Annotated in this window: 25 protein-coding genes; 11 read left to right on the forward strand and 14 right to left on the reverse strand. The window is 72.1% G+C overall.

Going from position 1 to position 25,432, the window contains the following annotated elements; genetic code table 11:
- Positions 1–125 precede the first annotated feature (125 nt).
- The 3 genes from OG285_RS26465 (at position 126) to OG285_RS26475 (ending at position 2,734) form a co-directional block, all read left to right on the forward strand.
- On the forward strand, positions 126–371 hold the full coding sequence (locus OG285_RS26465) for an acyl carrier protein (protein WP_356825269.1): 246 nt from the start codon (positions 126–128) through the stop codon (positions 369–371).
- Positions 368–1,594 (forward strand): beta-ketoacyl-[acyl-carrier-protein] synthase family protein, encoded by a 1,227-nt coding sequence (locus OG285_RS26470; RefSeq protein WP_356825267.1) that lies wholly within the window; start codon positions 368–370, stop codon positions 1,592–1,594. Before OG285_RS26465 ends, OG285_RS26470 begins: the two co-directional genes overlap by 4 nt.
- A 93-nt stretch (positions 1,595–1,687) precedes the next feature.
- The gene (locus tag OG285_RS26475; RefSeq protein ID WP_371792433.1) at positions 1,688–2,734 is read left to right on the forward strand and encodes a small ribosomal subunit Rsm22 family protein; all 1,047 of its coding nucleotides are present in this window, start codon (positions 1,688–1,690) and stop codon (positions 2,732–2,734) included.
- Positions 2,735–2,761: 27 nt separating this feature from the next.
- On the opposite strand, the gene ddaH is transcribed toward OG285_RS26475, so the two are convergent.
- Entirely contained in the window at positions 2,762–3,631 is an 870-nt protein-coding gene (gene ddaH, locus OG285_RS26480; protein ID WP_371792434.1) for a dimethylargininase, read from the reverse strand.
- Positions 3,632–3,794: 163 nt separating this feature from the next.
- Between ddaH and OG285_RS26485 the strand changes: the two genes are divergently transcribed.
- Both OG285_RS26485 and OG285_RS26490 read left to right on the forward strand, forming a co-directional pair.
- On the forward strand, positions 3,795–4,454 hold the full coding sequence (locus tag OG285_RS26485; RefSeq protein ID WP_356825259.1) for a TetR/AcrR family transcriptional regulator: 660 nt from the start codon (positions 3,795–3,797) through the stop codon (positions 4,452–4,454).
- Positions 4,455–4,552: 98 nt separating this feature from the next.
- A complete protein-coding gene (locus OG285_RS26490) occupies positions 4,553–5,281 on the forward strand; it encodes a bifunctional DNA primase/polymerase (RefSeq protein WP_356825257.1) in 729 nt (242 codons plus the stop codon).
- Between the two features lie 109 nt (positions 5,282–5,390).
- Here OG285_RS26490 and OG285_RS26495 read toward each other — a convergent pair whose 3' ends face one another.
- The 5 genes from OG285_RS26495 to OG285_RS26515 all read right to left on the reverse strand — a co-directional run bounded on the left by OG285_RS26495 (position 5,391) and on the right by OG285_RS26515 (position 10,725).
- A complete protein-coding gene (locus tag OG285_RS26495) occupies positions 5,391–6,323 on the reverse strand; it encodes a hypothetical protein (RefSeq protein ID WP_356825947.1) in 933 nt (310 codons plus the stop codon).
- Positions 6,250–7,218, reverse strand: a complete 969-nt coding sequence (gene efeU / locus OG285_RS26500; protein ID WP_356825255.1) for an iron uptake transporter permease EfeU — start codon at positions 7,216–7,218, stop codon at positions 6,250–6,252. The genes OG285_RS26495 and efeU overlap by 74 nt, the downstream gene beginning before the upstream one ends.
- Before the next feature lie 88 nt (positions 7,219–7,306).
- Positions 7,307–8,569, reverse strand: coding sequence for an iron uptake transporter deferrochelatase/peroxidase subunit (gene efeB, locus OG285_RS26505; protein WP_356825253.1), 1,263 nt, complete (start codon positions 8,567–8,569; stop codon positions 7,307–7,309).
- 63 nt (positions 8,570–8,632) lie between these two features.
- The gene (efeO, locus tag OG285_RS26510; protein ID WP_371792435.1) at positions 8,633–9,778 is read right to left on the reverse strand and encodes an iron uptake system protein EfeO; all 1,146 of its coding nucleotides are present in this window, start codon (positions 9,776–9,778) and stop codon (positions 8,633–8,635) included.
- A gap of 143 nt (positions 9,779–9,921) precedes the next feature.
- Positions 9,922–10,725, reverse strand: a complete 804-nt coding sequence (locus tag OG285_RS26515; RefSeq protein WP_371792436.1) for a heme ABC transporter ATP-binding protein — start codon at positions 10,723–10,725, stop codon at positions 9,922–9,924.
- 361 nt (positions 10,726–11,086) lie between these two features.
- On the opposite strand from OG285_RS26515, the gene OG285_RS26520 reads away from it, so the two are divergent.
- Entirely contained in the window at positions 11,087–11,827 is a 741-nt protein-coding gene (locus OG285_RS26520; protein WP_371792437.1) for an urease accessory UreF family protein, read from the forward strand.
- Between the two features lie 142 nt (positions 11,828–11,969).
- A complete protein-coding gene (locus OG285_RS26525; RefSeq protein WP_371792438.1) occupies positions 11,970–12,965 on the forward strand; it encodes an urease accessory protein UreD in 996 nt (331 codons plus the stop codon).
- A gap of 12 nt (positions 12,966–12,977) precedes the next feature.
- On the opposite strand, the gene OG285_RS26530 is transcribed toward OG285_RS26525, so the two are convergent.
- Together OG285_RS26530 and map are read right to left on the reverse strand one after the other, a co-directional pair.
- On the reverse strand, positions 12,978–13,628 hold the full coding sequence (locus OG285_RS26530; protein WP_356825245.1) for a biliverdin-producing heme oxygenase: 651 nt from the start codon (positions 13,626–13,628) through the stop codon (positions 12,978–12,980).
- A 130-nt stretch (positions 13,629–13,758) separates the two neighbouring features.
- Positions 13,759–14,616, reverse strand: coding sequence for a type I methionyl aminopeptidase (gene map, locus OG285_RS26535; protein ID WP_356825243.1), 858 nt, complete (start codon positions 14,614–14,616; stop codon positions 13,759–13,761).
- A gap of 30 nt (positions 14,617–14,646) precedes the next feature.
- On the opposite strand from map, the gene OG285_RS26540 reads away from it, so the two are divergent.
- Positions 14,647–14,877 carry a hypothetical protein gene (locus OG285_RS26540; RefSeq protein WP_356825241.1) on the forward strand — a complete coding sequence of 77 codons (231 nt, stop codon included), beginning with the start codon at positions 14,647–14,649 and terminating at the stop codon, positions 14,875–14,877.
- 89 nt (positions 14,878–14,966) lie between these two features.
- On the opposite strand, the gene OG285_RS26545 is transcribed toward OG285_RS26540, so the two are convergent.
- Together OG285_RS26545 and OG285_RS26550 are read right to left on the reverse strand one after the other, a co-directional pair.
- Positions 14,967–16,265 carry an MFS transporter gene (locus OG285_RS26545; RefSeq protein WP_371792439.1) on the reverse strand — a complete coding sequence of 433 codons (1,299 nt, stop codon included), beginning with the start codon at positions 16,263–16,265 and terminating at the stop codon, positions 14,967–14,969.
- A 43-nt stretch (positions 16,266–16,308) separates the two neighbouring features.
- A complete protein-coding gene (locus tag OG285_RS26550) occupies positions 16,309–16,911 on the reverse strand; it encodes a hypothetical protein (RefSeq protein WP_356825237.1) in 603 nt (200 codons plus the stop codon).
- A 95-nt stretch (positions 16,912–17,006) separates the two neighbouring features.
- On the opposite strand from OG285_RS26550, the gene npdG reads away from it, so the two are divergent.
- Positions 17,007–17,711 (forward strand): NADPH-dependent F420 reductase, encoded by a 705-nt coding sequence (gene npdG / locus OG285_RS26555; RefSeq protein WP_356825225.1) that lies wholly within the window; start codon positions 17,007–17,009, stop codon positions 17,709–17,711.
- A 66-nt stretch (positions 17,712–17,777) separates the two neighbouring features.
- Positions 17,778–17,969, forward strand: a complete 192-nt coding sequence (locus OG285_RS26560; protein WP_356825223.1) for a hypothetical protein — start codon at positions 17,778–17,780, stop codon at positions 17,967–17,969.
- A gap of 59 nt (positions 17,970–18,028) precedes the next feature.
- On the opposite strand, the gene OG285_RS26565 is transcribed toward OG285_RS26560, so the two are convergent.
- A complete protein-coding gene (locus OG285_RS26565; RefSeq protein ID WP_371792440.1) occupies positions 18,029–18,832 on the reverse strand; it encodes a site-2 protease family protein in 804 nt (267 codons plus the stop codon).
- Positions 18,833–19,083: 251 nt separating this feature from the next.
- On the opposite strand from OG285_RS26565, the gene OG285_RS26570 reads away from it, so the two are divergent.
- Positions 19,084–22,413, forward strand: coding sequence for a BTAD domain-containing putative transcriptional regulator (locus OG285_RS26570; RefSeq protein ID WP_371793627.1), 3,330 nt, complete (start codon positions 19,084–19,086; stop codon positions 22,411–22,413).
- A gap of 36 nt (positions 22,414–22,449) precedes the next feature.
- Here the strand turns inward: OG285_RS26570 and OG285_RS26575 are convergent, their stop codons facing one another.
- The 3 genes from OG285_RS26575 to panB form a co-directional block, all read right to left on the reverse strand.
- Positions 22,450–23,286 carry an ABC transporter permease gene (locus OG285_RS26575; RefSeq protein WP_356825219.1) on the reverse strand — a complete coding sequence of 279 codons (837 nt, stop codon included), beginning with the start codon at positions 23,284–23,286 and terminating at the stop codon, positions 22,450–22,452.
- Entirely contained in the window at positions 23,283–24,311 is a 1,029-nt protein-coding gene (locus tag OG285_RS26580; protein WP_371792441.1) for an ATP-binding cassette domain-containing protein, read from the reverse strand. Before OG285_RS26580 ends, OG285_RS26575 begins: the two co-directional genes overlap by 4 nt.
- A gap of 119 nt (positions 24,312–24,430) precedes the next feature.
- The gene (gene panB, locus OG285_RS26585) at positions 24,431–25,348 is read right to left on the reverse strand and encodes a 3-methyl-2-oxobutanoate hydroxymethyltransferase (protein WP_356825215.1); all 918 of its coding nucleotides are present in this window, start codon (positions 25,346–25,348) and stop codon (positions 24,431–24,433) included.
- Between the last annotated feature and the right edge of the window lie 84 nt (positions 25,349–25,432).

The raw sequence follows: 25,432 nt of genomic DNA on the forward strand, positions 1-25,432 counted from the left end.
GCCGTTGGACTGATGTCCATGAGATGCGATTCATCCGTATTCAGTCTGCTTTGTAAGTTCGCCTTGTCAGCCCGGCCCGCGCGTCGGCTTTATCAGTCCGTCCGTTTTGTCTGAAGGGGAATGTCATGTCCGAGCTGCACCCGACCCTTGTCGATGTCCTGACCAACACCTTCAAGGTCCCCGCCGTCGAACTCCGTCCCGAGGCCACCATGGACGACCTGGAGATGGACTCCCTCGCCGTCGCGGAGCTCGGGGTCATCGTCAAGGAGACGCTCGGTGTCGAAGCCGACGCCGACTCCGCCTACAAGGGAGCCACGCTCGGGCGGATCAGCGAGTTCCTGACCGAAGCCACCGCGGCCGGCGCCCGATGACGTTCCCTCCTGTCGCCGTCACCGGTCTGGGCATGATCACCCCGGCCGGCAACGACACGGACTCCACCTGGCTCGGTGTGTGTGCGGGCCGTTCCACCGCCCGTACCGTTCCCGGACTCGAAGGCTGCGCCATCGACTTCGCCTGCCCGGTCACCGGAATCGACCTGGCGGAAGCCGTCGGCGGGCGGACCGTCTACCGCATGGGGCGCTATGTCAGGCTCGCGGTGCTCGCCGCCGAGGAGGCCGTCGCCGACGCCGGACTCTCCCCGGCCGACTGGGACGGCACCCGGGTCGCCGTCGTCATCGGGACCAGCAGCGCGGGCTCGACCGGACTGTACGAGCAGTCGGTCGCCCTGGAGCGCCGGGGGCCCGAGGGGATCTCGCCCCTGGGCACCCTGCTCACGGTCCCCAACATGGCGGCCGCCGAGGTCGCCATCCGGCTGCGGACCACCGGGCCGAGTCTGGCGCCCTGCACCGCCTGCTCGTCCGGGGCCACCGCGCTCTCGGTGGCCCGCGATCTGCTGGTCACCGGGCAGTGCGACATCGCCGTCGCCGGTGCCACCGAATCGATCATCGACCGGCTGGCCGTGACGGGCTTCGCACGGTCGGGGGCCGGTGCGGTGCGGGCCGGGGAGGAACCCCCGGCCATCAGCCGCCCGTTCGCCGCCGACCGGCGGGGGCTCGTGATGGGGGAGGGTGCGGCCGTCATGGTCCTGGAGCGCGAGGCCGACGCACTGTCCCGGAACGTCGCCCCGCGCGCCCTGCTGGCCGGGACCGGTGCCACCACCGACGCGTACCACCCGACCAGCCCCCGGCCCGACGGCTCCGTCGCGCGGGCCGCGGTGGACGCGGCTCTGCGCGACGCGGGCTGGTGCGCTGCGGACGTCGGCCATGTCAACGCCCACGGCACGTCGACCCTGCTCAACGACGCCACCGAGGCCGGGCTGATCGCCCGCGCCTATCCGCACCGGCCCCCGGTGACCGCGCCCAAGGGTGTGCTCGGTCACTGCATGGGTGCGGCGGGCGCCATCGAGGCCGGGCTGACCGTCCTCACTCTTCAGCACGGACTCGTCCCGCCGGTCGCCAATCTGACCGCCCCCGCGCCCGAGTTCGACATCGACTGCGTGACCAAACAGCCCCGCCGGGTACGGGTGTCGCGCGCGGTCAGCCACTCCTTCGGCTTCGGCGGGCACAACGCCGTGCTCGCCTTCCAGCGCGCCTGACGGAGTCGGGGCTTCCCAGGAGCAGGGTTCCGCAGGCCCTGCGGTGGTGCCGGTCCGTGCTGACGCGGGCCGACTCGGGCCTAGACTCCTCCGGTGAACGACTCCCTCCCCACCGCCGAAGCCCTGCGCACCGCCCTCGCCGGGCTCCTCGACGGGCTGCCGCCCAAACAGGCCGCCCAGGCCGTCGAGCGGCTGATCGCCAACTACCGGGGGACCACCCCCACCGGAACCCCGCTCCTGCGCGACCGCTCGGACGTCGCCGCGTACGCCGCGTACCGGATGCCCGCCACGTTCGAAGCCGTACGGTCGGCTCTCGACGCCTTCCGGGCCGCCGTGCCCGGGTGGGTGCCCGCCCGGCACACGGATGTCGGCGGGGGCACCGGTGCGGCGAGCTGGGCGGTGGCGGGGGCCTGGGACGACCCGGACGTGCGCGGCGCGGGGGACGGCCCGGACGGGGTGGACAGCGCGGGGACCCGGCGTACCACCGTGCTGGACTGGGCGGAGCCCGCGCTCGTGCTCGGCCGTGAACTCGCCGAGCGCTCCGGCTCGTCCGCGCTGCGCGCGGCCGACTGGCAGCGCTCTCGTATCGGACCGGGACTCACACTGGAGAGCACTGATCTGGTGACGGTCTCGTACGTCCTGGGTGAGCTGACCGAGGCCGGGCGCACCGCCGTGGTGGACGCGGCCGCGCAGGCGGCCCAGGCGGTCGTCGTGGTCGAACCCGGCACACCCGACGGCTATCTGCGGATCATGGCGGCCCGGGACCGGCTGACCGCGGCCGGACTGCGGACCGCCGCACCCTGCCCGCACAGCGACGCCTGCCCCATCGAGCGCGGCACCGACTGGTGCCACTTCTCGGCCCGGGTGAGCAGGTCCTCGCTGCACCGGAAGGTCAAGGGCGGCTCGCTGGCGTACGAGGACGAGAAGTTCAGCTATGTCGCCGCGTTCCGGGGCGAGGTGGCGACCGTCCCGGCCCGGGTCGTACGCAAACCGCAGATCCGTAAGGGCCTGGTCCAGCTGGAACTGTGCACGGAGACGGGCGGCCTCACCCGCGAGACCGTCTCCAAGCGCCACGGCGATCTCTACCGCGCGGCCAGGGACACGGCGTGGGGCGACGCCTGGCCGCCGCCCCACGCCTGATGCGGCACTGGCTTCGGCTGGATTGGCCTACGAACGCAGCTCCTGCGTACAGCACTTGACGCTGCCGCCGCCCTTGAGCAGCTCGCTCAGATCCATCCCGAGCGGCTCGAACCCGCGGGCCCGCAAGGGTGCGTAGAGGCCGACGGCGGCCTGCGGCAGCAGCACATGACGGCCGTCGCTCACCGCGTTGAGCCCCAGCGCCGCGGCGTCCTCCGGGGCCGCGATCAGTGCGTCGGGGAAGAGCCGGGCCAGGACGGAACGGCTGCCGGGTGAGAACGCGTCCGGGTAGTACATGATCTCGTCCGCCGCGTCGTCCAGGACGCTCAGCGCCGTATCGAGGTGGTAGTAGCGCGGGTCGACCAGATCGAGGCCGATCACCGGGCGGCCGAAGAACTCCTGGGCCTCGTCGTGCGAGAGCGGGCTGGAGCGGAAGCCCCGCCCGGCCAGGATGTACGAGGCGGTGACGGCGAAGTCGCCCTCGCCCTCATTCACATGAGCGGGCCGGTGGATCCCGGTGAAGCCGTGTGCGCGGAACCACTCCACATGCGCCTCGGCCTCATCGGCGCGCTCCGCGTGGGCGAAGCGGGCGCCGAGCACGCGCCCGTCGATCACCGTCGCGCCGTTGGCCGCGAAGACCATGTCGGGCAGGCCGGGCCCGGGGTCCAGGATCTCGACCGTGTGGCCGAGCGAGCGGTAGCGGTCGCGCAGGATCTCCCACTGGGCGAGGGCCAGGGGCAGTTCGACCGGTTTTGAAGGGTCCATCCACGGGTTGATGGAGTACGTCACCCTGAAGTGTGCCGGTGGGCACATCAGATAGCGCCGGGGTCTGGCGTCACGAGGCAATGAGGGCTCCTCACGGCGGACATGGGCTGCGGGTGTGCAGCCGGCTGCTGCCATGGTCCGCCCTGCGGGGCCCGCGCGCTGTGCACCGATCGGGTGGTTCACCCAGCGTGGCCGGGGGCCCGCCCGCAGGGCACGCGCGGCATGGGGTACGGAGGCGGCACATCACCCGGAAATCGAGACGATACGTATCGGATCCGCCGATGTTAGATTCCCCTCCATGGCCGACTCCCCGTCCCCCGACCCGTCCCCCGAAGTGAAGCGGCCCGGCAGGGCACCGGACGCCACCCGCCGCAGCGAACGCTCACGCCGGGCGATCCTCGACGCGGCGCTCGCCCTGGTCGGGGAGGTCGGCTACAACAAGCTGACCATCGAGTCCATCGCCGCCCGGGCCGGAGTGGGGAAGCAGACGATCTACCGCTGGTGGCCGTCGAAGGCGGCCGTCCTGCTCGACGCGTCGGTCGCCCTCGCCGGGGACGCCGAGACCGAGGGCGAGTGGGGCGGTTTCCCCGACACCGGGGACATCGCCGCCGACCTCAAGCATGTGCTGCGGCTCACCGTCGACCAGTTCAACGACGAGAGGTACGAGGCCCCCGCCCGCGCTCTGACCGCGGCCGGGGCCACCGATCCGGAACTCGGCAGGCGCTTCACCCGCGAGCTGCTCGAACCGGCCCTCGGGCTGTACGAGGAGCGGCTGCGGTCCGGTGTCGCGGCCGGGCAGATCGGTCCGGACGTGGACCTCAGGATCGCCGTGGAGATGCTGGTCGGGCCGCTCACCCACCGCTGGCTCCAGCGCACCGCTCCGCTCACCCACGCCTTCGCCGACACCTGTGTGGACCAGGTGCTCCGCGGCATCGGGGCCCGTCCGGACGGTGGCTGAACCACCCCGGCCGGTAAGTGTGGTCACCCGGGGCGCAGGATGGTGGCAGCATGGAGGGTCCGTGGAGCATGAGCAGAAGCGGCGAGGTGAGGGGATAGATGGGAACAGAGTTCGGCCGAGACCGTGGCCCGGCGAGCAGGATGACCCAGTGGCTGCGCCGCCGCCCCAAACAGTCCCCCGACGACCCCCTCAACCGCGAGAAGCTCTTCGTCGCCGCCGCCGAAGCCGGGCTGCCGCTGTCGCCTGCCGCCCATCCCGTCGGATACCGGTGTTCCTGCGACCGGGTGGGCTGTCCCACCCCGGCCAGGCACCCCCTCTCCTTCGCCTGGCAGACGCAGTCCACGACCGACCGCGCCCAGGTCGAGCGCTGGGTCCGCAACCAGCCCGAGGCCAACTTCATCACCGCGACCGGCATGGTCCTCGACGTCCTCGACGTGCCGCTCGACGCGGGGCGCAGCGCGCTGGAGCGACTGCTCGCCGACGGGATCCAGGTGGGACCCGTCGCCCAGTCGGGCAGCGACCGGATGCTCTTCTTCACCGCCACCCGGGGTACGCCCGAGGACGAGGACGAGTGGTGGCCGTGTGAGCTGGACTGCCACCCGGAGACCATGGACGAGCACCCCGGCCTGCGCTGGCACTGCCGCGGCAGCTATGTGCTCGTACCGCCCGCCCGGCTGCCCGGAGGCGCCGGAGTGGACTGGGTCCGCGGACTCGAACATCCGCTGCCCGACCCGCTGACCCTGCTGGAGACGCTCACCGACGCCTGCGCACGCCATGCCGACGGCGATCAGGACGCGCACGCGGTGGCGTGGCCCCTCGGCCGCTGACCGGCACCGCGCCGGCCCGCCCGAGGCGGGCCGGCGCGCGACCCGTACACGGCGGCAGACAGCGTCCCCGGATCCCACGGGAACCCTGGCCCGCGGGGCCCCGTAAGGCTCAGGAGCCCTTCGCCGCCGTCAGCCCGGCGAGCCGGTTGAGGATCGTGACCTGTCCCTTCGCCGGGACCAGCGCGACCTGGCTGGAGACGCGCTCCTTGGTGATCGTGCTCTTCGCGTCACCGGTCATCAGCGCCTTCACGTCCGCGGGCACCGTCAGATGCAGGCCCTTCGCGGCGGTCTGCTGCTCGAAGTGCCGGGTGGAGAAGAAGACCAGCGCCCCGCCGCCCCGGATGGCCAGCCCCAGCGGCCGGTAGTCGCCGTCGGTGAGCGCCCGGTCCACGTACTGGGTGGAGAGCCCCGGCAGGTTCGCGTTCTTCGCCCGTGACGCGCGCCACACGGTGGTGTCGTTGCCGGGGGCGAAGCGGTCCGGGCTCCCGTTCTTCAGATACCCGGCGTACTCGCCGCTGAGCTTCTCCGGAGCCACCGCGAGCGAGGAGTCGGCCGGTTCGGCGGGCTGTGCCCAGCCGTCCTTGTCCGTGGCGAAGTCGGGGACCGCCGACGGGCGGAGGACCGAGAGATAGGCGGCCTGCCACGACTGGTCGGCCGCGTCCCGTACGAACACCACCAGCCAGCGGGTGTCCAGCCTGCCGCCGCCGTCCTGGTCCCGGTTGGAGTCCGTGTCCGCGACGAACCACCGCGGCCACCCGGCCTTCTTCGGTATGACGAACTTCGCGTCGGTGAGCTTCAGTTCCGAGTGCTGTGCGTTCCCGGCCGGAGCGGTGACGTGATGTGCCTTGAGCCCCGCCTGGTTGATGGCTCCGAGCGGACCGGTGACCCGGCCCTGGTCGAGAGCCGGGTCGTACGCCTTGTCCGCCTTGTTGTACGCGACGGTGAAGGCGGCGAGCGCCTGCGCCGCCTCAGCCTTCGTCGCTGACGGTACGACCTCCAGCTCGCCGTGCACCGTCATGCACCCGCTCGCCGTCAGCGACATCGCCGCCGTCGTCGCGAGCCCCGCTGTCAGCCGCCCCAGCCTGCCCATGAGTTGCCTTCTGCTCCTGCGATCCCGCTGCCTTCGAGGACGTGGTGAACCCTACCGGGGCGAAGAAGAACACGAGCGTGGGGACCAGGTACAGCACCCATACCGTTGCCTGGAGCACCGTCGGGTCGGGCTGGAAGTTGAACACGCCCTTCAGGAGCGTCCCGTACCAGCTGTCCGGCGGCACGGCCGAGCTGATGTCGAACGCCAGGCTCTGCAGGCCGGGGAGGAAGTCGGCCTCCTGGAGGTCGTGGAAGCCGTACGCCAGCACACCCGCGGCCACGACCACCAGCATCCCGCCGGTCCAGGTGAAGAACTTCGACAGGTTGATGCGGACCGCGCCCCGGTAGAAGAGCCACCCGAGCACCACGGCGCTGAGGATGCCGAGCAGGGCCCCGATCATCGGCCCCTGGGCGCCGTCGGTCGAGGTGTGCACCGAGGACCAGATGAACAGCGCGGTCTCCAGGCCCTCCCGGCCCACGGCCAGGAACGCCGTCGCGACCAGCGCGCCCGTGCCCATCTGCAACGCGGTGTCGAGCTTGCCGTGGAGTTCGGCCTTGAGGTGCCGCGCGGTGCGCCGCATCCAGAAGACCATCCAGGTCACCAGGCCCACCGCGACGACCGACAGCGAACCGCCGAGCCCCTCCTGGGCCTTGAACGTCAGCTCCTGCGAACCGAATTCGAGCGCGAAGCCGAAGGCGAGCGCCACCAGGACCGCGGTGGAGATACCGATCCACACCGGGCGCAGCGCGTCCCGCCGGCCGGTCTTGACCAGATAGGCGATGAGGATGCACACGACCAGGCTCGCTTCGAGCCCCTCGCGCAGACCGATCAGATAGTTGCCGAACACGTCGGGTCCTTTCTGGTTGCAAGAACCGGGTTACGAGAACGACGGGATGTCTGTGGCTGTTGTCAGGCGGGCAGCACGGGCAGCACGGTCAGGCGAACAGCGCACGGCCCCACCAGTCGCTCTTGTCACGGACACCCGGCGGGACGGCGAAGTGCGCCGAACCCACGTGCTGGATGTACTCGTTGAGCGCGTCATGGCGGGCCAGGCCACGTTGCAGCGGGATGAACCCCTGGCGGGTGTCCTTCTGGTACGCCAGGAAGAACAGCCCCGCGTCCAGCCGCCCCAGGCCGTCCGTGCCGTCGGTGAAGGAGTAGCCGCGGCGCAGGATCCGGATCCCGTGGTTGCTGTCCGGATGGGCGAGCCGCACGTGCGAGGTCGGCAGCATCGCCTTCAGGAACGGCGCGTCGCGCTCCTTGGCCTTGCCGACCGGCGCGCCCTCGCCCTTGTCACGGCCGAAGACGTCCTCCTGCTCCTGGAGCGAGGCGCGGTCCCAGGTCTCGATGTGCATCCGGATGCGGCGGGCCACCAGATAGGAGCCGCCGGTCATCCAGGCCGCCCCGCCCTTCTCCGCCGCCCACACATGCTGCTTCAGCGCGGCCGTGTCGGTGCCCGAGATGTTCCGGGTGCCGTCCTTGAAGCCCATCATGTTGCGCGGGGTCTGGGCGTCCGGGGTGGTCGACGAGGTCTTGCCGAAACCCAGCTGCGACCAGCGGATCGCGATCTTCCCGAAGCCGATCCTGGCCAGGTTGCGGATCGCGTGCACCGCGACCTGCGGGTCGTCCGCGCATGCCTGGACGCACAAGTCCCCGCCGCTGCGCGTCGCTTCGAGATTGTCACCGGGGAACTCCGGCAGATCGACCAGAGCTTCGGGGCGCCGGTCCGACAGGCCGAACCGGCCCTTCTCGAAGAGCTTGGGGCCGAAGCCCACCGTCAGCGTCAGCCGGGACGGCTTCAGACCGAGCGCCTCACCGGTGTCGTCCGGCGGGGCCTCGGCGAGACCGCCGTACGCCCCGTCGCCCACGGTGTGGCCCTGCGTCATCAGGGCCGCCGCCGCCGTCCAGTCCTTGAGCAGCTGGATCAGCTCGGCGCGGTCGTCCGTCGTCACGTCGAACGACGCGAAGTGCAGCCGGTCCTGGACCGCGGTGGCGATACCGGCCTGGTGCGCGCCGTGGAAGGGCACGGCCGCGCCGGACTCCGCCACCGGAGCGGTGCTGTCGCCGGTGCGCAGCGCGGCGACGGCACCGCCCGCCGCCACCGCCCCGACCGCCAGTCCGGCACCGCCCCAGCCGATCAGGGAACGCCTGGTCGGGGAAGGGACGGTCGGGGAAGGGACGCTGCTCTCGTCAGCCATGACGTGCTCCTGCCTCTCCTGCCCGGCCGTCTGCTGCCCGGCCGCCTTGTCCGTGCGGGACATCTACTTGGTGACCACGGCCGCTGCGAGCTTCGACAGCGGCTCGGCCAGGGCGTTGACGGCGTCCGACAGCTGCTTGCGGTCCGCCTCGGAGACCTTGTCGTACGGCGTGAAGTCGTACGAGGTCTTGTCCTTGCGGTAGTGGTCGAGCAGCGAGTTCAGCGCGGTGAACTGCTTGTCCAGCTCCTTGGTCAGCGCCGGCTGGTTCTTCGACGCGACCGGCTTCAGCAGTTCGTACGCCTGCTGTGCGCCCTCGACGTTCGCCTTGAAGTCGACCAGGTCGGTGTGGCTGTAGCGGTCCTCCTCACCGGTGATCTTGCCGGTGGCGACCTCGTCGAGCAGTTCCTTGGCGCCGTTGGCCATCGAGGTCGGGGTGATCGCGGCCGTGCCCACGCGCTTCTGCCAGTCGGCCAGGTCGGTGTCCAGCTCGGTCGCGAGGGACTTCTCGGTGGCGCCGATCTTCTTGTCCTGCCAGAGCGACTTCTCCAGGCGGTGCCAGCCGGTCCACTTCTGGCCCTTCTCCAGGCCGTCCGCGCGGGTGTCCGTCTTCGGGTCGATGTCGCCGAAGGACTCGGCGACCGGCTCGGTGCGCTCCCAGCCGATGCGCGAGGGGGCGTACGCCTTCTTGGCGGTTTCCAGGTCGCCCTTGCGGATGGCGTCGGTGAAGACCTTCACCCTGGGCAGCGTCGCGTCGGCCTGCTCCTGGGCGTACTTGCGGTACGCGGCGACCGCGGCGTCCAGCTTCGGGTCGCGCTTGACGGCCTGGCCGCCGGTGGCGGTGACCTTCTGGCGGATGCCGTTGTCCTTCATCCCGGGCTTGCAGGCGATCTCGTACGAACCGGCCTTCACCTCGGCGGTCAGGGTCTGCTTCAGGCCGGGGCCTATGTTCTCGCGCTCCGCGACGATGCGGTCGTCCGGGAAGAGCAGATAGACCTCGGTGACCTTGGACCCCTTGTTCTCCAGGGCGAACTGCACGTGCCCGGCCGGGAACTCGGTCTTGGACACCTTGCAGGAGGAGTCGCTCGCGGTGACGGAGACGGTGCCGCTGCCACCCGCCTTGGCGTCGCTCTTCTCGGCACAGCCCGTGACGGCGGTCAGAGCGGCCACGGCCGTGGCGGCGGTGACGACGGAGAGTCGGACGGGTCGCATAGGGGCTCCACGCTGGGTGAATGGTCGAGTGAGGCAGCCCTAACTTAACCGAGGCTTACCTGACTTATACCCCCCTGTGTCGTGATTCAGATCTCATTCCGGCAGACCGGTCACGGCGGCATCACAGCCTGGCCATGTCATGGTCAAGCCGCTCCTGAAGGCGGCCGTTCCGGGATGACGAGCGGCGCTCCGGTACCGGGATGTGGCAGTACCTCGACCGGCTGCCGGCACACCCGGCTCAGCAGCTCCGCGGTGAACACCCGGGACGGCGGGCCGTCGGCGGCGATCCGTCCCTCGTGCAGTACGGCGGCCCGGTCGGCGTACGCGGCGGCCAGCCCGAGGTCGTGCAACACCACGACGACCGCGCACCCGGCGGCGGCCCGCTCCCGGCAGATCCGCAGCACCAGTTCCTGGTGGCGCAGGTCGAGTGCGGCGGTCGGCTCGTCGAGCAGCAGCAGCGGGGCCCGCTGGGCGAGGACCCGGGCCAGGGCGACCCGGGCGCGTTCGCCCCCGGAGAGCGAGGGGAAGGGGCGGACGGCGAAACCGCCGACCTCGGTGGCGGCCATCGCGTCGGTGACGGCCTGGTCGTCGTCGTCCGCGCGTTCCGTTCCCGCCCAGGGGGCGCGGCCCATCCGGACGACCTCCTCGACCGGAAAGGGGAAGGAGAGATCGGCGGACGGGGGGAGTACGGCGCGGCGCAGGGCGAGTTCGGCGGCCGGCCAGGACGCCGCGGGGCGCCCGTCGACCCGTACCGCACCCTCCGTGGCGGGAAGGCCGGCCGCCAGGGCGGCGAGCAGAGTGGATTTCCCGGCGCCGTTCGGGCCGACGAGGGCGAGCAGTTCACCGGCCCGGACGGTTCTGGAAGAGGGCTCTGAGCACGGTCGCCTCGGGGGTACGGAGTCGGGGAGCGGGGTGGGCAGGGGGGAGGGGACAGGGCCTACATCCACCCGGTGCGGCGGCGCGTCCTGCGGAGCAGCCAGAAGAAGAACGGGCTTCCGGGGGTGCCGTCTCCGCGGCGGGCGCGGCACTGGTGACCGTGGCCCGCAGGCGCCGTACCCACCCCTGACGGGGTGCGCCGGCCCGTCCCGCGCCGCTCACTCCATCGGGCCGTCTGGAGTGGCAGGTCCGCCGGGCTCTCGTAGCGTCGGAAGCGCGGCCTTCGCCGTGCCCGACTCCACTCAGTGATCTGCCCGAACTGCCGAAAGAGGCAACCATGGTCGGCCAGCCGGTGTACCCGTACGGAGATGACCCACCGGTCGTCGCACGTGCCGACGGTCCGCCCGGCGCCTGCCCGGTGCGCCGCGTGCCGTGCTGCCCGCCCTGCCCCCGCATCCGGTGACGCCCGCCGACCCGGTCGCCCCGGGCCCGCACGCGTCCCTGCTGGTCAGCCTCCAGCTGATGGATCCCGGTTTCCCGGGCGGCGGATGCGACCCCACGTACGAGTGGGACTGCCTGGTCCGGCCGGACCGGGTGGACCGGGCGGGGCTGGGCCCGCTGCTCCACTCTCTGCTCCGCCGTGGTGCCGGACCCTCCGACGCGACGGCCCTCGCCCTCGCCCACGCCGCCGCTTCGGAGGGCAGCTGGGGCGAGCTGGCCGAGATCGACGAACGGCTCCACGCCGTCAAGCTCGGCCGGGAGCAGCGAGCGGCCTCGATCCGGACGGGCCGGCGGATGCTCGGCCTGGGCCGGGCCGTGTTCCCCAGCGAGGCCGTGGAGGAGTACGCCGCTCTGGTCGCGCGCAGGGAGGCGCCCGGCAACCGGGCGGTGGTCGCCGCGGTCATCCAGGCCGGTGCGGGTGTACCGCGCCAACAGGCGGTAGCAGCCGACCTGTTCGCCTTCTGCGCCGCCTTCGCCGGGGCGGCCCGGCGGACGGGGGCGGCCGACCACGGCGCGGCGCAGCTGCTGCTGCGCGGCGCGGCCCCGGTGGTCGGGGAGGCGACGGCGGATGCCCTCCGCCGTGAACTCGCGGACCTGGGCGGCTGCGTCCCCGCGGCCGAAGCCCTGTCGGGGCTCCCCGGCCGTACGCCGGTACCAGCGTCCGCCGGCTGAGTGGGTACGGAGCGCACGACCTGCCGGCCCACCGGCCGCCAGCGACCGGAAGGAATCACCATGAACGACAGGGCGTCGCGTGCGGTCCGCCGCCGCGCCGAACTCTCTTTGCCGGGTGTCCTGCACGGGGCGGTGGTCTGACATGGCTCTTGTCACGGACGAGGCCCCCGAGACGTCGGGGACGGGACGCCCGCGAGGGGAGTCGCGGCTCTCCGCCGCCCACCACACCCCCGGCCGGGTGCCGCCCGAGGTGGCCCGGCACGCACCGGACTCCGGTGAATCCGCCGCGGAGCCGTCCACCCGGGTCGGTCTGCTGGAAATGGGGTTCGAGCGGCTGAGCGGACGCACCGAGCTGGTCCGCCGGTACAGCAGGATGCCGCTGCGGATCGGCCGGCCGCAGTACCCGGACCCGCTGCGGCCGCAGATGGCGTTCGTCCGGATGGCGCCCGTCGCGGGCGGCCTGGTCCAGGAGGACCGCCAGCGCGTCGACGTCTGCTGCGGTGCCGAGACCGAGGTGCATCTCTCGACGGGGGCGGCGACCGAGGTCCGTCCGATGGAGGAGGGCTACGCCACCCGGCTCGTCAACGTCTCGGCGGGCCCCGACGCGTATCTGGAGTACCTGCCGGAACCGCTGCTCCCCCTCCCCGGTTCCCGGCTCTACCAGCGCACCGTGATCACCGCGGACCCGGCCGCCACCGTCGTCATCGGCGAGACCGTGGCGGCGGGCCGGCCGGGACCCGGAGGGCGCCCCGGGTACGACGTCCTCGGCCTCGACCTGGAGGTGCGACGGCCGCACGGCAGGCTGCTCGCTCTCGACGCGGTGCGGCTGTGCCCCGGCCGGGACGAGGTGGCAGGCCCTGGCGTGCTCGCCGGACACACCCAGCTGGTCTCGCTGTACGTCGTGACCGGCCGGTCCCCCGCGGACGAGGTGGCCGAAGCCCTGCATGCCGCGCTCGACGGCCTGGGCCTGCCGTTCGGTGTGAGCGTGCTGCCGCACGACTGCGGCGCGTGGCTGCGGGTGCTCGGGGACGACGAGGAGAGTGTCGCGTCCGCCCGGTACGCGGGCTGGGACGCCGCCCGCCGGCTCCTCACCGGCTCGCGCGCCCCGGCCCCGCCACGTGCTGCCGGCCGTTCCTAGACCGGGTCCGCCCTAGGCGCTGAGCGGCGCGAACTCCCGGCCCAGTTCGCGGAAGACCTGGTTGTTGAGCCCGAACGCCTGCTTGCACTCGTCCACGATGCGCCGCTTCTCCAGGTCGTCCGCGGCCACCGCGTCCAGCAGCTCCGCGTAACCACGCTTGTACGCGGACGGGTTGGGGATCTCCTCGAACACGTAGAACCGCACACCGTCGCCCTTGCGGGCGAAGCCCCAGGTCTTCTCCGCCGTGCCGCGGATGATCTGACCGCCGGACAGGTCCCCGAGATAGCGGGTGTAGTGGTGCGCGACATAGCCGCCGGGCCAGCTCTGCGCGCACTGCGTCACCCGCTCCGCGTAGGCCGCCGTGGCGGGCAGCGGCGACAGCCCGGCGCGCCAGCCGGGGCCGCGCAGATGCGCCAGGTCCTGCTCCAGCGCGGCCGTGCGCATCAGCTCGGGCCGGATGAAGGGACCGGCCACGGAATCCCCGGCCAGTTTCTCGGCGCCCTCTTCCAGCGCCCGGTAGACGAACCACAGTTGCTCGGTGTAGCGGGCGTAGGCGTCCACCCCGAGCCGGCCGCCCAGCAGGTCGCTCATGAACGTCACGGACCTGACCGTGCTGTGCTGCTCGTGCGAGGCGGTGCGGATGAGCGTCGAGAAGGCGTCCATGGCGGACCTCCGGGGCCGAGGGGGACGGGAACCTGACTCGATCTTCTATGCTTAGGCTTACCTAAGTCAACGGTTTCCCGACGTTCTGTCGGTAACGCCTGTACCCGTTCCCGTCCCCGGCCAATCCGCCTCAGGGCAGCGTCAGGATCTCCGCCCCGGTCTCCGTCACCACGAGCGTGTGCTCGAACTGCGCGGTCCGCCTGCGGTCCTTGGTCACCACGGTCCAGCCGTCCTCCCACATGTCGTACTCGTACGAACCGAGGGTGAGCATCGGCTCGATCGTGAACGTCATGCCGGGCCGGATCAGCTCCGTCGCGTACGGGCTGTCGTAGTGCGGGACGATCAGGCCGGAGTGGAACGACGTGCTGATGCCGTGCCCGGTGAAGTCCTTCACGACGCCGTAGCCGAAGCGCTTGGCGTACGACTCGATGACCCGCCCGATGATGTTGATCTGGCGGCCCGGCCGCACGGCCTTGATGGCCCGGTCGAGCGACTCCCGGGTCCGCTCCACCAGGAGCCGGGACTCCTCGTCGACGTCCCCGCAGAGGTAGGTGGCGTTGTTGTCCCCGTGCACACCGTTGATGTAGGCGGTGACGTCGAGGTTCACGATGTCGCCGTCCCGGAGCACGGTGGAGTCCGGGATCCCGTGGCAGATGACCTCGTTGACGGAGGTGCAGAGGGACTTCTTGAACCCGCGGTAGCCGAGGGTCGACGGGTAGGCCCCGTGGTCGCACATGAAGTCATGGGCGACCCGGTCGAGTTCGTCCGTCGTCACACCGGGCACGATGTGCTTGGCGGCCTCCGCCATCGCCTGTGCGGCGATACGGCCCGCGACGCGCATACGCTCGACGGTGTCGGCGTCCTGGACGTCCGGACCGGTGTACGGCGTCGGCGCGGGCTTGCCCACGTACTCGGGACGCCGGATGTTTCCGGGTACGGAACGGGTGGGAGAGAGCTCCCCTGGTACGAGAAGTGACTGGCCAGACATGCCAGCGAGTGTATGAGAGAGGAGCCGACCATGGCTTTGTTCAAGAAGCGCGCGGCCGCGAAGCCGGGCGAGTGGTACTACTGCATCCAGCACAGAAAGGTCGAAGAGGGGCCCGAGTGCCCGGCCAAGGACCGCTTCGGCCCGTACGCCACCCGCGAGGAGGCGACCCACGCCATGGAAACGGCGGCCGAGCGCAACCTGGAGTGGGAGACCGACCCCAAGTGGCACGACAAGAGCGCCCCCACCGACGAGGAGGACTGACCGTCCCGGCGCCACCGCACCGGGCCGGACGGGCCTGGGACCGGCTCGACCGGGCTGCCCGGCCCGACCCGGCTGCCCGGGCGCTCTGATCAGACAGCCGTCGCAGCAGCCGCCGCCTCCTCCTTGCGGGAGCGGCGCAGCTGCGCGTCGGCGTCCGTGTCCGCGTCGTACGTCAGCAGCTTGGGCAGCACGGCGGCGAGCAGGCCCACCGAGGCGACACACGCCAGCCCCCCGCTCCAGATCGCGGTCCGCGTCCCGGTCCAGCCGGCCAGGGTGCCCGCCCTGACCTGGCCCAGCTGCGGCCCGACGCTGTACGAGAGCACCTCGATGCCCGCGAGCCGTCCCCGCAGCTCCTCCGGGATGGTCTGGTTCCAGATGGTGGAGCGGCCCAGGCCGCTGAGCATGTCGCCCGCGCCCGCGAACACCAGGCAGAGCAGCACCAGCCAGACGTTGGCGAACCAGCCGGCCGCCGTGATCGCCAGGCCCCAGCCCGCCGCCCCGAAGACCACGAAGAGCCCGTGCCGTCTGACCCGCGACGTCCAGCCGCTGGTCAGGCTGAGCAGCACGGACCCCACCGACCCCGCCGCATACATCAGGCCCAGGGCCCAGGTGGCGTGCAGATCGTCGGCGAGGAAGGGGAAGACCGTGTTCGGATAGGCGAAGAACATCGCGGCCAGGTCGATCGCGTACGTCCCCAGCAGCACCGGGCGGCTCCACGCGTACCGTGCGCCCTGCACGATCCCGCGCAGCGAGGGCCGCTCCGCTCCGTGGGAGGGCGGCGCGGGCGACAGCCGTGTGCACATGGCGACCGAGACGGTGAAACCCAGCACCGTGACGCCGTACGCGGTGGGGTACCCGGCGTACGCCACCACCACGCCCGCCAGCGCCGGGCCGGCGATGGCACCGGTCTGCCAGCGCAGCGCGTTCAGCGCGGCGGCCGCGGTGAGCTGGTCGTGCGGCACGATCCGCGCCAGCAGCGAGTCGAGCGCGGGCCGTTGCAGCCCGGCGAGGGCCGACACCCCGGCCGCCACGACGTACAGCGGCCAGAGCATCGGTGTGGAGATCAGCGCGTTCACCAGCAGCAGTACGGCCAGCAGCCCGAGCCCCGCCTCCGTGGCCAGGATGACCTTGCGCCGGTCGGCCGCGTCGGCGAGCGCGCCGCCGTACAGGCCGAAGACGACCAGCGGCACCAGCTCGACCGCCCCCATCGCGCCCACGGCGGCCGGGGATCCGGTGAGGTCCTTGATCTGGAGCGGGAGCGCGATCAGCGCCATCGAACTGCCGAAGAAGGCGATCAGGCCCTGGACCCAGAGCAGCCGGAACTCCCGGGACGAGCGCCAGGGGGTGAGGTCGGGGAGGATCGCGCCGAGCCGCGTGCGAGGAGCCACAAGAGGTCATGGTCGGTCGCTCCGTGTCCCGGCCGCAACTGGATTACCAGCGGCTCGGCGGGGGCGCGGTCAGCTGGTCGGCGAGGCGCGAAAGACGGTCGCGGAAGCGCGGTTTCCCGCGCTGCGCGGGGAGGCTGTTCTCCCCGGCGGCCGCGCTGACCAGGTGCTGCACGGTGTCGAGGTCCACCTCGTCGCCTTCTGTCACGGTCAGCGTCTCGTGCGCGAGACCGTGCACCTCCGGATCCCCGCCGTCCAGGCTCAGCACGGTGGCTCCCGCCCGCCGCGCCCCGTGCACGCGCTCAAGAAGCCCCTCGCCGGGCAGCCCCGGCGCGACGACGAGCAGCGTCTCGCCCCGCCCCGCAGCCTCGATCCGCCCGAGCCCCACGGACAGATGCGCGGGCTCACCGCCCCCGACCCGGTGGCGTACCAGCGTGGGCGCCAGCTCGGGCAGCCCCGACCAGGCGGCCTCGTCCACGAGATGGGCCGCCAGATGCCACGGCTCGTACCTCTCGGTCCCCACCAGGAGCAGCCCTCCGCCGTGCGGCACCACGGACGAGCGCAGCGCGGTGGCGAACCGGCGGGCGGCGCGCGGCCACTCGGTCCCGGCGAGTACTTCCCGGAGCAGTGCGACCCGTACGGCATCCATGGGCGGGCATCATGCCGCACCGCACAGTCCGGCACGGCCCGTTGGGCCGGTCCTCATCCGTACGGGTAACGGGTACCAGCAAGTAGGGTCGGGCCATGACTTCCACCGACAGTGCACAGCAGCCGGCCGCCCGGGACCCCTGGGACCTCCCCGACGTCTCGGACCTGGTCGTCGGCGTCCTCGGCGGGACCGGCGACCAGGGGCGCGGGCTCGCCTACCGGCTGGCCAGGGCGGGCCAGAAAGTGATCATCGGCTCGCGCGCCGCCGAGCGGGCACAGGCCGCGGCCGGAGAGCTCGGGCACGGCGTCGAGGGCCTGGACAACGCCGAGTGTGCCCGCCGCAGCGACGTGGTGATCGTGGCCGTGCCCTGGGACGGGCACGCCAAGACCCTGGAGTCGCTGCGCGAGGAGCTGACCGGCAAGCTCGTGGTCGACTGCGTCAACCCGCTCGGCTTCGACAAGAAGGGCGCGTACGCCCTGAAGCCCGAGGAGGGCAGCGCCGCCGAGCAGGCCGCCGCCCTGCTGCCGGGATCCCGGGTGACCGCCGCCTTCCACCATCTGTCGGCCGTACTGCTCCAGGACCCGGAGGTCGAGGAGATCGACACCGATGTGATGGTGCTGGGAGAGGAGCGCGCCGACGTCGAGACCGTGCAGGCGCTCGCCGGGCGGATCGCCGGGATGCGCGGGGTCTTCGCCGGCCGGCTGCGCAACGCCCATCAGGTCGAGTCGCTGGTCGCCAACCTGATCTCGGTCAACCGCCGCTACAAGGCGCACGCGGGGCTGCGCGTCACCGACGTGTGAGTGCGACCGGGGCATGGGGGACACTGGGGGGCGAAAAGACTTTGCCCCCGGACAGGAGCCGCCCCCATGCCCCGCCTCGCTCTGTACGCCCTCGTCGTCTGCGCCCTCGCCGTGGCAGCGGCCGTGGTCTCCTTCGTCCAGGGCAGCTTCATCGGGATCGTCTGGATCCTGCTGGCGGGCCTGTCCTCGAACATGGCCTGGTTCTACCTGCGCAAGAGCCGCGCCGCGAAGTCGGCGGGCGCCCCCGCCACCCGCTGACCGGAACCGCCACCCGCTGACCGGACGTACCGGGTCCGGCCGCCTCCGCTGCCCGGCCGCTACCCGGCCGGGCAGAAGAACCCGTCGGGCCTGCCGTACCAGAAGCGGTAGAAGTTCTGCCCGCAGTACCTGTCCTGACTGCTGACCCCGACGCCGCGCAGGATCGTGTCGATCAGGTCGAAGAACGCGTGGTTGACCGACGGGATCCACAGCAGCGCGAAGACCGCCAACATCCCCACCTGCCCGAACGGCTCGACCTGGCGGCGGATGCTGTACGGCAGCCAGGGCTCGACCACGCCGTACCCGTCGAGACCCGGCACCGGCAGGAAGTTCAGGATCGCCGCCGTGAACTGGAGCAGCGCGAGGAATCCCAGCGCGTAGCGGAACAGCGGTGGTACGCCGTCCAGCGCGTGCAGCCAGAACGGCGCCGTGCAGACGAACGCGAACAACACGTTCGTCACCGGTCCTGCCGCGGAGATCAGACTGTGCCGCCAGCGGCCCCTGATCCGGCCCCGCTCGATGAAGACCGCGCCGCCCGGCAGGCCGATACCGCCCAGCACCAGGAAGACCAGGGGCAGCACGATGGACAGCATCGCGTGCGTGTACCGCATCGGGTTCAGGGTGAGATAGCCCTTCGAGCCGACCGAGATGTCGCCGCTGTGCAGGGCGCTGCGGGCGTGCGCGTATTCGTGCAGGCAGAGCGACACCACCCAGGCCGACGTCACGAACAGGAAGACCGAGAAGCCGGGGATCTTCGCGAAGTCCGCCCACACCGCCCAGCCGGTGACCGCCATGACGGCGACGATCCCCAGGAAGACCGGACTGATCCGCCGTTCGCTGCGGCGGGTTGAGGCGGTGGTCATGGACTGAGCTCCTGATGGGTGGGGGGCCGGGTCTCAAGAGACCCGACCGTACAGGTGACACGCGGTAAACGTCTCGCGTCCGGGCGTGGGTACCGGGCAGGGTGGGGGAATGACGGTATGGCTCAGCGGCGAGGCGGACGGACCGGACGGGGCCGGCGGGCCGGGTCACGAGCGGTGTGCGGCCGGTGTGCCGCCGGTCGGGCCGGCGAGACCGGGCGGCTGAGGTGCGCGGGGTGACGGACAATGGGCCGGTGCGCTACCGGATCCTCTCCACGACGCAGGCGCTCCGCCCCGACGGCACGGCCGTCGCCCTCGGCGGGGCGCGGCTGCGTGCTCTCCTCACCGTACTGGCGCTGCGCGTCGGGCGGACCGTCCCGGCGGCCGTGCTGGTCGGCGAGGTGTGGGACGGCGAACCGCCCGCCGATGCCACGGGTGCGCTCCAGGCGCTGGTGGCCCGGCTGCGGCGGGCGCTCGGGCATGCGGCCGTCATCTCGGTGGACGGCGGGTACCGGCTGTGCGCCGATCCGGACGATGTCGATCTGTACCGGTTCGAGCGGCTCGCGGGGGAGGGTGCACGGGCCCTGGGCGAGGGTGACCCGGCCAAGGCGGCCGGTCTCCTGGAGGACGCGCTGGCGCTGTGGCGGGGGATGGTGCTCGCGGATCTCCCCGACCGCGAGGCCGTGGCGGCCCGCTGGGAGGCCCGGCGGCTGGACGCGCGCCGGACGGCGCTCGCCGCCGCGCTCGCGCTCGGCCGGGCCGAGGCGACGCTGCCGGAACTGGCCGCCCTCTGCGCCGACCATCCGATCGACGAACCGCTCCAGGCCCTGCGGATCCGGGCGTTGCGGGACGCGGGGCGGACGGCGGAGGCGCTCGTGGCGTACGAGGAGGTGCGGCGCGGTCTCGTCGAGCGGCTCGGCGCGGACCCGGGGCCCGAACTGCGCTCGCTGCACGCGCGGTTGCTGTCTCCCGGTGGGCCCGATGCGGCCCGGCAGGACCCGTCCGCCGCCGGCCGTTCCGCCCCCGCGCGGGAGACCCCGGCCCCCGGTTCCGGCGGGCGCGGCCCCGGCAACCTCCGGGCCCGGCTGACCAGCTTCGTCGGACGCGAGAGCGACATCGACGCCCTGCGCGGCGACCTCGGGTCGGCCCGTCTCGTCACGCTGCTCGGCCCCGGCGGGGCCGGGAAGACCCGGCTCTCGCAGGAGGCGGCCGAGGCCGCCGCCGGGTCCTGGCCCGACGGGGTGTGGCTGGCCGAACTCGCCCCCGTGGACGACCCGGAGACCGTGCCCGAAGCGGTACTCGGCGCGCTCGGTGCCCGCCAGACGGTGCTGCGCGGCGCGGGCGCCGAGGAGATACGCGCCGCCGACCGGCACGCGGACGACCCGCTCGCCCGGCTCGCCGAGCACTGCTCCCGGCGCCGGATGCTGCTCCTGCTCGACAACTGCGAGCACGTCATCGGGGCCGCCGCCACCCTCGCCGAGGAACTCCTCGCGCGCTGCCCCGAGTTGACGATCCTGGCCACCAGCCGGGAACCGCTCGGGGTGCCCGGCGAAGTCGTACGCCCGCTGGAGCCGCTGTCCCAGCCGTCCGCGCTGCGGCTGTTCGCCGAGCGCGGGAGCGCCGCCAGACCCGGCTTCCGGATCGACGACGACCCGGCTGCCGCCACCGAGATCTGCCGCCGCCTCGACGGGCTCCCGCTCGCCATCGAACTCGCGGCGGCCCGGCTGCGGATGCTCTCCCCGCGCCAGATCGCTGACCGGCTGGACAACCGCTTCCGGCTGCTGACCGGCGGCGCCCGGACCACCCTGCCGCGCCAGCAGACGCTGCGCGCGGTCGTCGACTGGTCCTGGGACCTGCTGGACGAGCCGGAGCGCACCGTACTGCGCAGGCTCTCCGTTTTCGCCGGGGGCTGCGGGCTCACGGCGGTGGAGGCGGTGTGCGGCGCCGACGCACTGGACGTACTGGGCTCGCTGGTCGACAAGTCCCTGGTGGTGGCCGTCCCTTCGGGCGAGGACGAGATGCGCTACCGGCTCCTCGAAACCGTCGGCGAGTACGCGGCCGAGCGGCTGGACGAGGCGGGGGACCGCCCCGACGCGGAACACCGCCACCTGGTGCACTACCGGGAGCTGGCCCGGCTGGCCGACCCCGAGCTGCGCGGACACGGGCAGCTCGCCGCGATCGACCTGCTTGTGCGCGAGTACGAGAACGTGCGTACCGCGCTGCGCCGGGCCGTCGCCGCGGGCGACGAGCAGGAGGCGCTGATCCTGGTGCACTCCCTCGCCTGGTTCTGGCAGATGCGCGATCTGCGCAGCGACTCCAGACACTGGGCAGCCGCTGCCGCGGGTCTCGGCCCCGACCCGTTCGAGCCGCCGGTGGCGAAGGCCCCTCCGCTCCACGCGCGGTGCACGGACGCCCCGCCGCCGATGAGCCCCGAACTGCTCGAAGAGGCGCGGCGCGGGGTGCGGCTGATCCATCTGTCCTCCGCCGACCACGACTTCGACGACTGGACCACACCGGAGAGCAAGCAGCGCCTCAGCCGGGTCGTGGAGGCCTACGGCCCCGGGCTGCCGCAGACCTGCCGGTCGCCTGCCTCGCTCTGGTTCTTCGCGATCATGCTCACCGGTTCCCCCGACCGGCTGCGGGAGGTGCTCGACGAGACGGTTCGGTCCTGCCGGGACTTCGGCTACGCATGGGAGCTGGCCTCCGCCCTGCAGATGCGGGCCAACGTCCTCGCCAACCGCAGCGACTGGGCGGGCGACGCGGCGGGCGACGCCGAGGAGGCCCTGGAGATCTTCATCCGGCTCGGCGACGCCTGGGGCGCCGCCGAGGCCCTCTCGGCGCGGGGTGAGGCGCGCGAGCGGCGCGGCGACTGCCTGCTCGCCGGTGAGGACTACCGGATGGCGTTCGGCTACGCCGAGCGGCTCGGCGCGCGGAACCAGGTCGCGGTGTTGCGGGCCAGATACGCCGGGGTGCTGCTCGAAGCGGGCCGGGGCGACGAGGGCGAGGCGATCCTGCGGGAGATCCTGGAGGAGGAGAAGGGGCCCGACATCGGGCACGAGGTCTGGCCGATGGCCCGGATACTCCTCGCCACGTGGCTGGGCCGCAGTGGCCGGCTGCCCGAGGCGCGAGCCGAACTCACCCCGTTGCAGGAGAAGTTCGAGCTGGGCCCACTGGCCATATTCCAGGGCATCCTGCTCGGCCTGGTGGCCTGGCTGGACAACGAGGAGGGCCTGTACGCCGAAGCCCGCGCGAAGGCGCGGCAGGCGCTGCTCAGGACCCAGGACCCGCTGTCGTTGATGGTGGCCCCGCAGATGCCCGCCACCCATCTGGTGACGTACGCCTGGGCGCTGGCGGGTCCCGGCGTGCCGGCTGATGCCCGGGACGCGGTGAGACTGCTGGCCGCGTCCGACGGGCAGCTGCCGCCGGGCCACTTCAACGCGGCCACGGAGCGCACCAACCGGGAGAAGGCCGAGTCGGCCGCCCGCGCCGTCCTGGGGGACGCCGACTACGACAGGGCGTACGCCGAGGGCGGCAGCCTCACCCCGGAGGAGGCCACCGCCCTGGTGGAGCGACGCGAACGCTGAACGGGACCGCCGGGTCCACCGGGCCCGGCGGCCGGGTCAGGTCTTCTTGCGGAACTTCCGGATCGCCAGCGGCGCGGTGACCGCGGTGATCGCCACCGACCAGCCGAGCGTCATCAGCACGGAGTGGGCGACCGGGCCGCCGTTCATCAGGTTCCGCGCCGCGTCCGCGAGGTTGGAGAGCGGGTTGTAGTCGGTGAACGCCTGGAGCCAGCCGGGCATCGTGGCGGGCGGGGCGAAGATCGACGATCCGAACTGGAGCGGCATCAGGACCAGCATGGCCATCCCCTGGACGGCCTGGACCGTCTTCATGGTGAGTCCGAGCAGGATGAAGATCCACATCAGTGAGGCGCCGAACGCCAGCGAGAGGCCGATCGCGGCGAAGAGCGAGAGCACCGAGGTGTGGATGGTCAGGCCCAGGATGAAGCCCACGGTCAGCAGGATCGTGATGGCGACCAGCATCCGGCCGATCTCCACGACGATCTTCGCGATGAGGACGGACGACCGGGCGATCGGCATACTGCGGAACCGGTCCATCACCCCCTTCTTGAAGTCGTCGTTGACCCCGGAGCCGACGGCCATGGCGATGTTCATGCCCATCATCGCCATCAGCCCGGGGACCACGTAGTCGACGTACTGCGTCTGGTTGCCCTTGCCCGCGATGGCGCCGCCGAAGACGAACACGAACAGCAGGGTGAAGATGATCGGCATCAGCAGGACGTCGAACATCGACTCCGGGTCCGCCTTGATCTGCAGCGCGTTGCGCCGGGCCAGTGCTCCGATGTGCCGGAGATTGCCCCGCAGCCCGATCCGCCCCTCGGCGGCGGCCGGGGCCGCCACGACGGGTGCCGTTTTCTCGATCGTCGCCGTGCTCATACCGCGGCCTCCTGAACCTGTGCTGTCTTCTCGCCGGAGCCGTCCTGCGCCGTGGGCTTCTGGCCGGTGATGGCCAGGAACACCTCGTCCAGGCTGGGCAGATGGGTGCCGATGTTGGTGATGCCGAAGCCGCGCGAGGCCAGCAGGCCGACCACCGCGGTCAGTTGCCCGTCGCTCAGGATCGGTACGTTGAGCAGGCCCTCGTCGGGCACCGCCTGGGACCCCGCCACACCGTCGAGCCCGGCCTCGGCCAGGGCACGCGCCATGGCGGGCAGCTGGGCGCGGTCGCTCGGCTCGATCTGGAGGGTCCGGCCGCCGACCTTCGCCTTCAGCTCGTTCACCTTGCCGTTGGCGATGACCCTGCCCTTGTCGATGACGGTCAGCTCGTTGGCGAGCTGCTCGGCCTCCTCCATGTACTGGGTGGTGATCAGCACGGTCGCCCCCTCCGCGACCATCCTCTGCACCTCGTCCCAGACCTCGTTGCGGGTACGGGGGTCGAGACCGGTCGTCGGCTCGTCGAGGAAGAGCACCGACGGGCTGCCGATCATCGAAGCGGCCAGGTCGAGCCTGCGGCGCATCCCGCCCGAGTAGTTCATCGCGGCCTTCTTGGCCGCCTCCGTCAGCGAGAACCGCTCCAGGAGCTCGTCGGCGCGGCGCCTCGCGTCCTTGCGGGGGAGGTCGAGCAGCCTGCCGATCATGTAGAGGTTCTCCCAGCCGGAGAGCTTCTCGTCGACCGATGCGTACTGCCCGGTGAGACCGATGACCCGGCGCAGCTGCCGGGGCTGGGTCAGGACGTTGAGGCCGGCCACGGTGGCGGTGCCGGAGTCGGGCTGCAGCAGGGTGGCGAGGACTCGCACGAGGGTGGTCTTCCCGGCGCCGTTGGGCCCGAGTACACCGAGGACCGTGCCCTCCCGGACGTCCAGGTCCACGCCGTCCAGGGCCTTGGTGTCCCCGTAGTGCTTCACCAGCCCCCGCACCTGTACGGCGGGTCCGCCGTTCCCGGGGTTCTTGTCGATTCGCGTCATGCCGACTATCAGACCAGCAGCCACTGACAGCTCACCGACAGAATGCCGACAGCCCGCCGATGGGGGATGTCGGCGGGCTGTCGGTCCGTGCGGCAGTGGCCTGGGAAGGGCCGGCGACCCTAGTGGAAGGTGTGCTGCTCCAGCGGGAAGGTCCCGCCCACGACCTCGTCCGCGAACTCCTTCGCCGCGTCGCCGAGCGTCCGGCGCAGGTCCGCGTACTGCTTGGTGAAGCGCGGCACCTTGCCGCCGGTCAGACCGACCATGTCGGTGTAGACGAGTACCTGCGCGTCGCACTCGGGCCCGGCGCCGATGCCCACCGTCGGAATGTGCAGGATGCGGGTGACCTCGGCGGCCAGCTCGGCGGGTACGAGTTCGAGGACGACCGCGAACGCACCCGCGTCCTGTACGGCCTTGGCGTCGCGCAGCAGCTGCTGCGCGGCCTCCTCGCCGCGCCCCTGCACCCGGTAGCCCATGGAGTTGACGGACTGCGGTGTCAGCCCGATGTGGCCCATGACGGGGATGCCGGACCGCACCAGCAGATCGATCTGCTGGTGCGAGCGCTCGCCGCCCTCCAGCTTCACCGCGCCCACGCCCGCGTCCTTGACCAGCCGCATCGCGCTGCGCAGCGCCTGGACCGGGCCTTCCTGGTAGGTGCCGAAGGGCAGGTCGCCGACGATCAGCGCACGTGAGGTGCCCCGTACTACGGCGGCGGAGAGCATCGTCATCTCGTCGAGGGTGACCGGGACCGTGGTGTCGTAGCCGAGGTGGCAGTTGCCCATCGAGTCCCCGACGAGCATCACCGGGATGCCCGCCTCGTCGAAGACGGACGCGGTCATCGCGTCGTACGCGGTGAGCATGGGCCACTTCTCGCCGCGCTCCTTGGCGCCGCCGATGTCATGGACGGTGATGCGCCTGCTGCTCCGGCCGCCGTACAGCGCCTTGCTGCTGTCGGCGGGCTTGCCGGGGGAGGCGGACTGCCCGGCTGCGGGGTCACCGGCCGAGGGGGTGGAGCTCAGAGGGTTCAACGCGCGCGTCATCGCAACGCTCCTGTTCGTCATCTCGAGGCGCCCTGACGGCGTCCCCGGACCGCCTCCATGGTTGCACCACACCGCCGCCGCGCG

The sequence above is a fragment of the Streptomyces sp. NBC_01471 genome, from assembly GCF_041438865.1.
Lineage (GTDB): Bacteria > Actinomycetota > Actinomycetes > Streptomycetales > Streptomycetaceae > Streptomyces.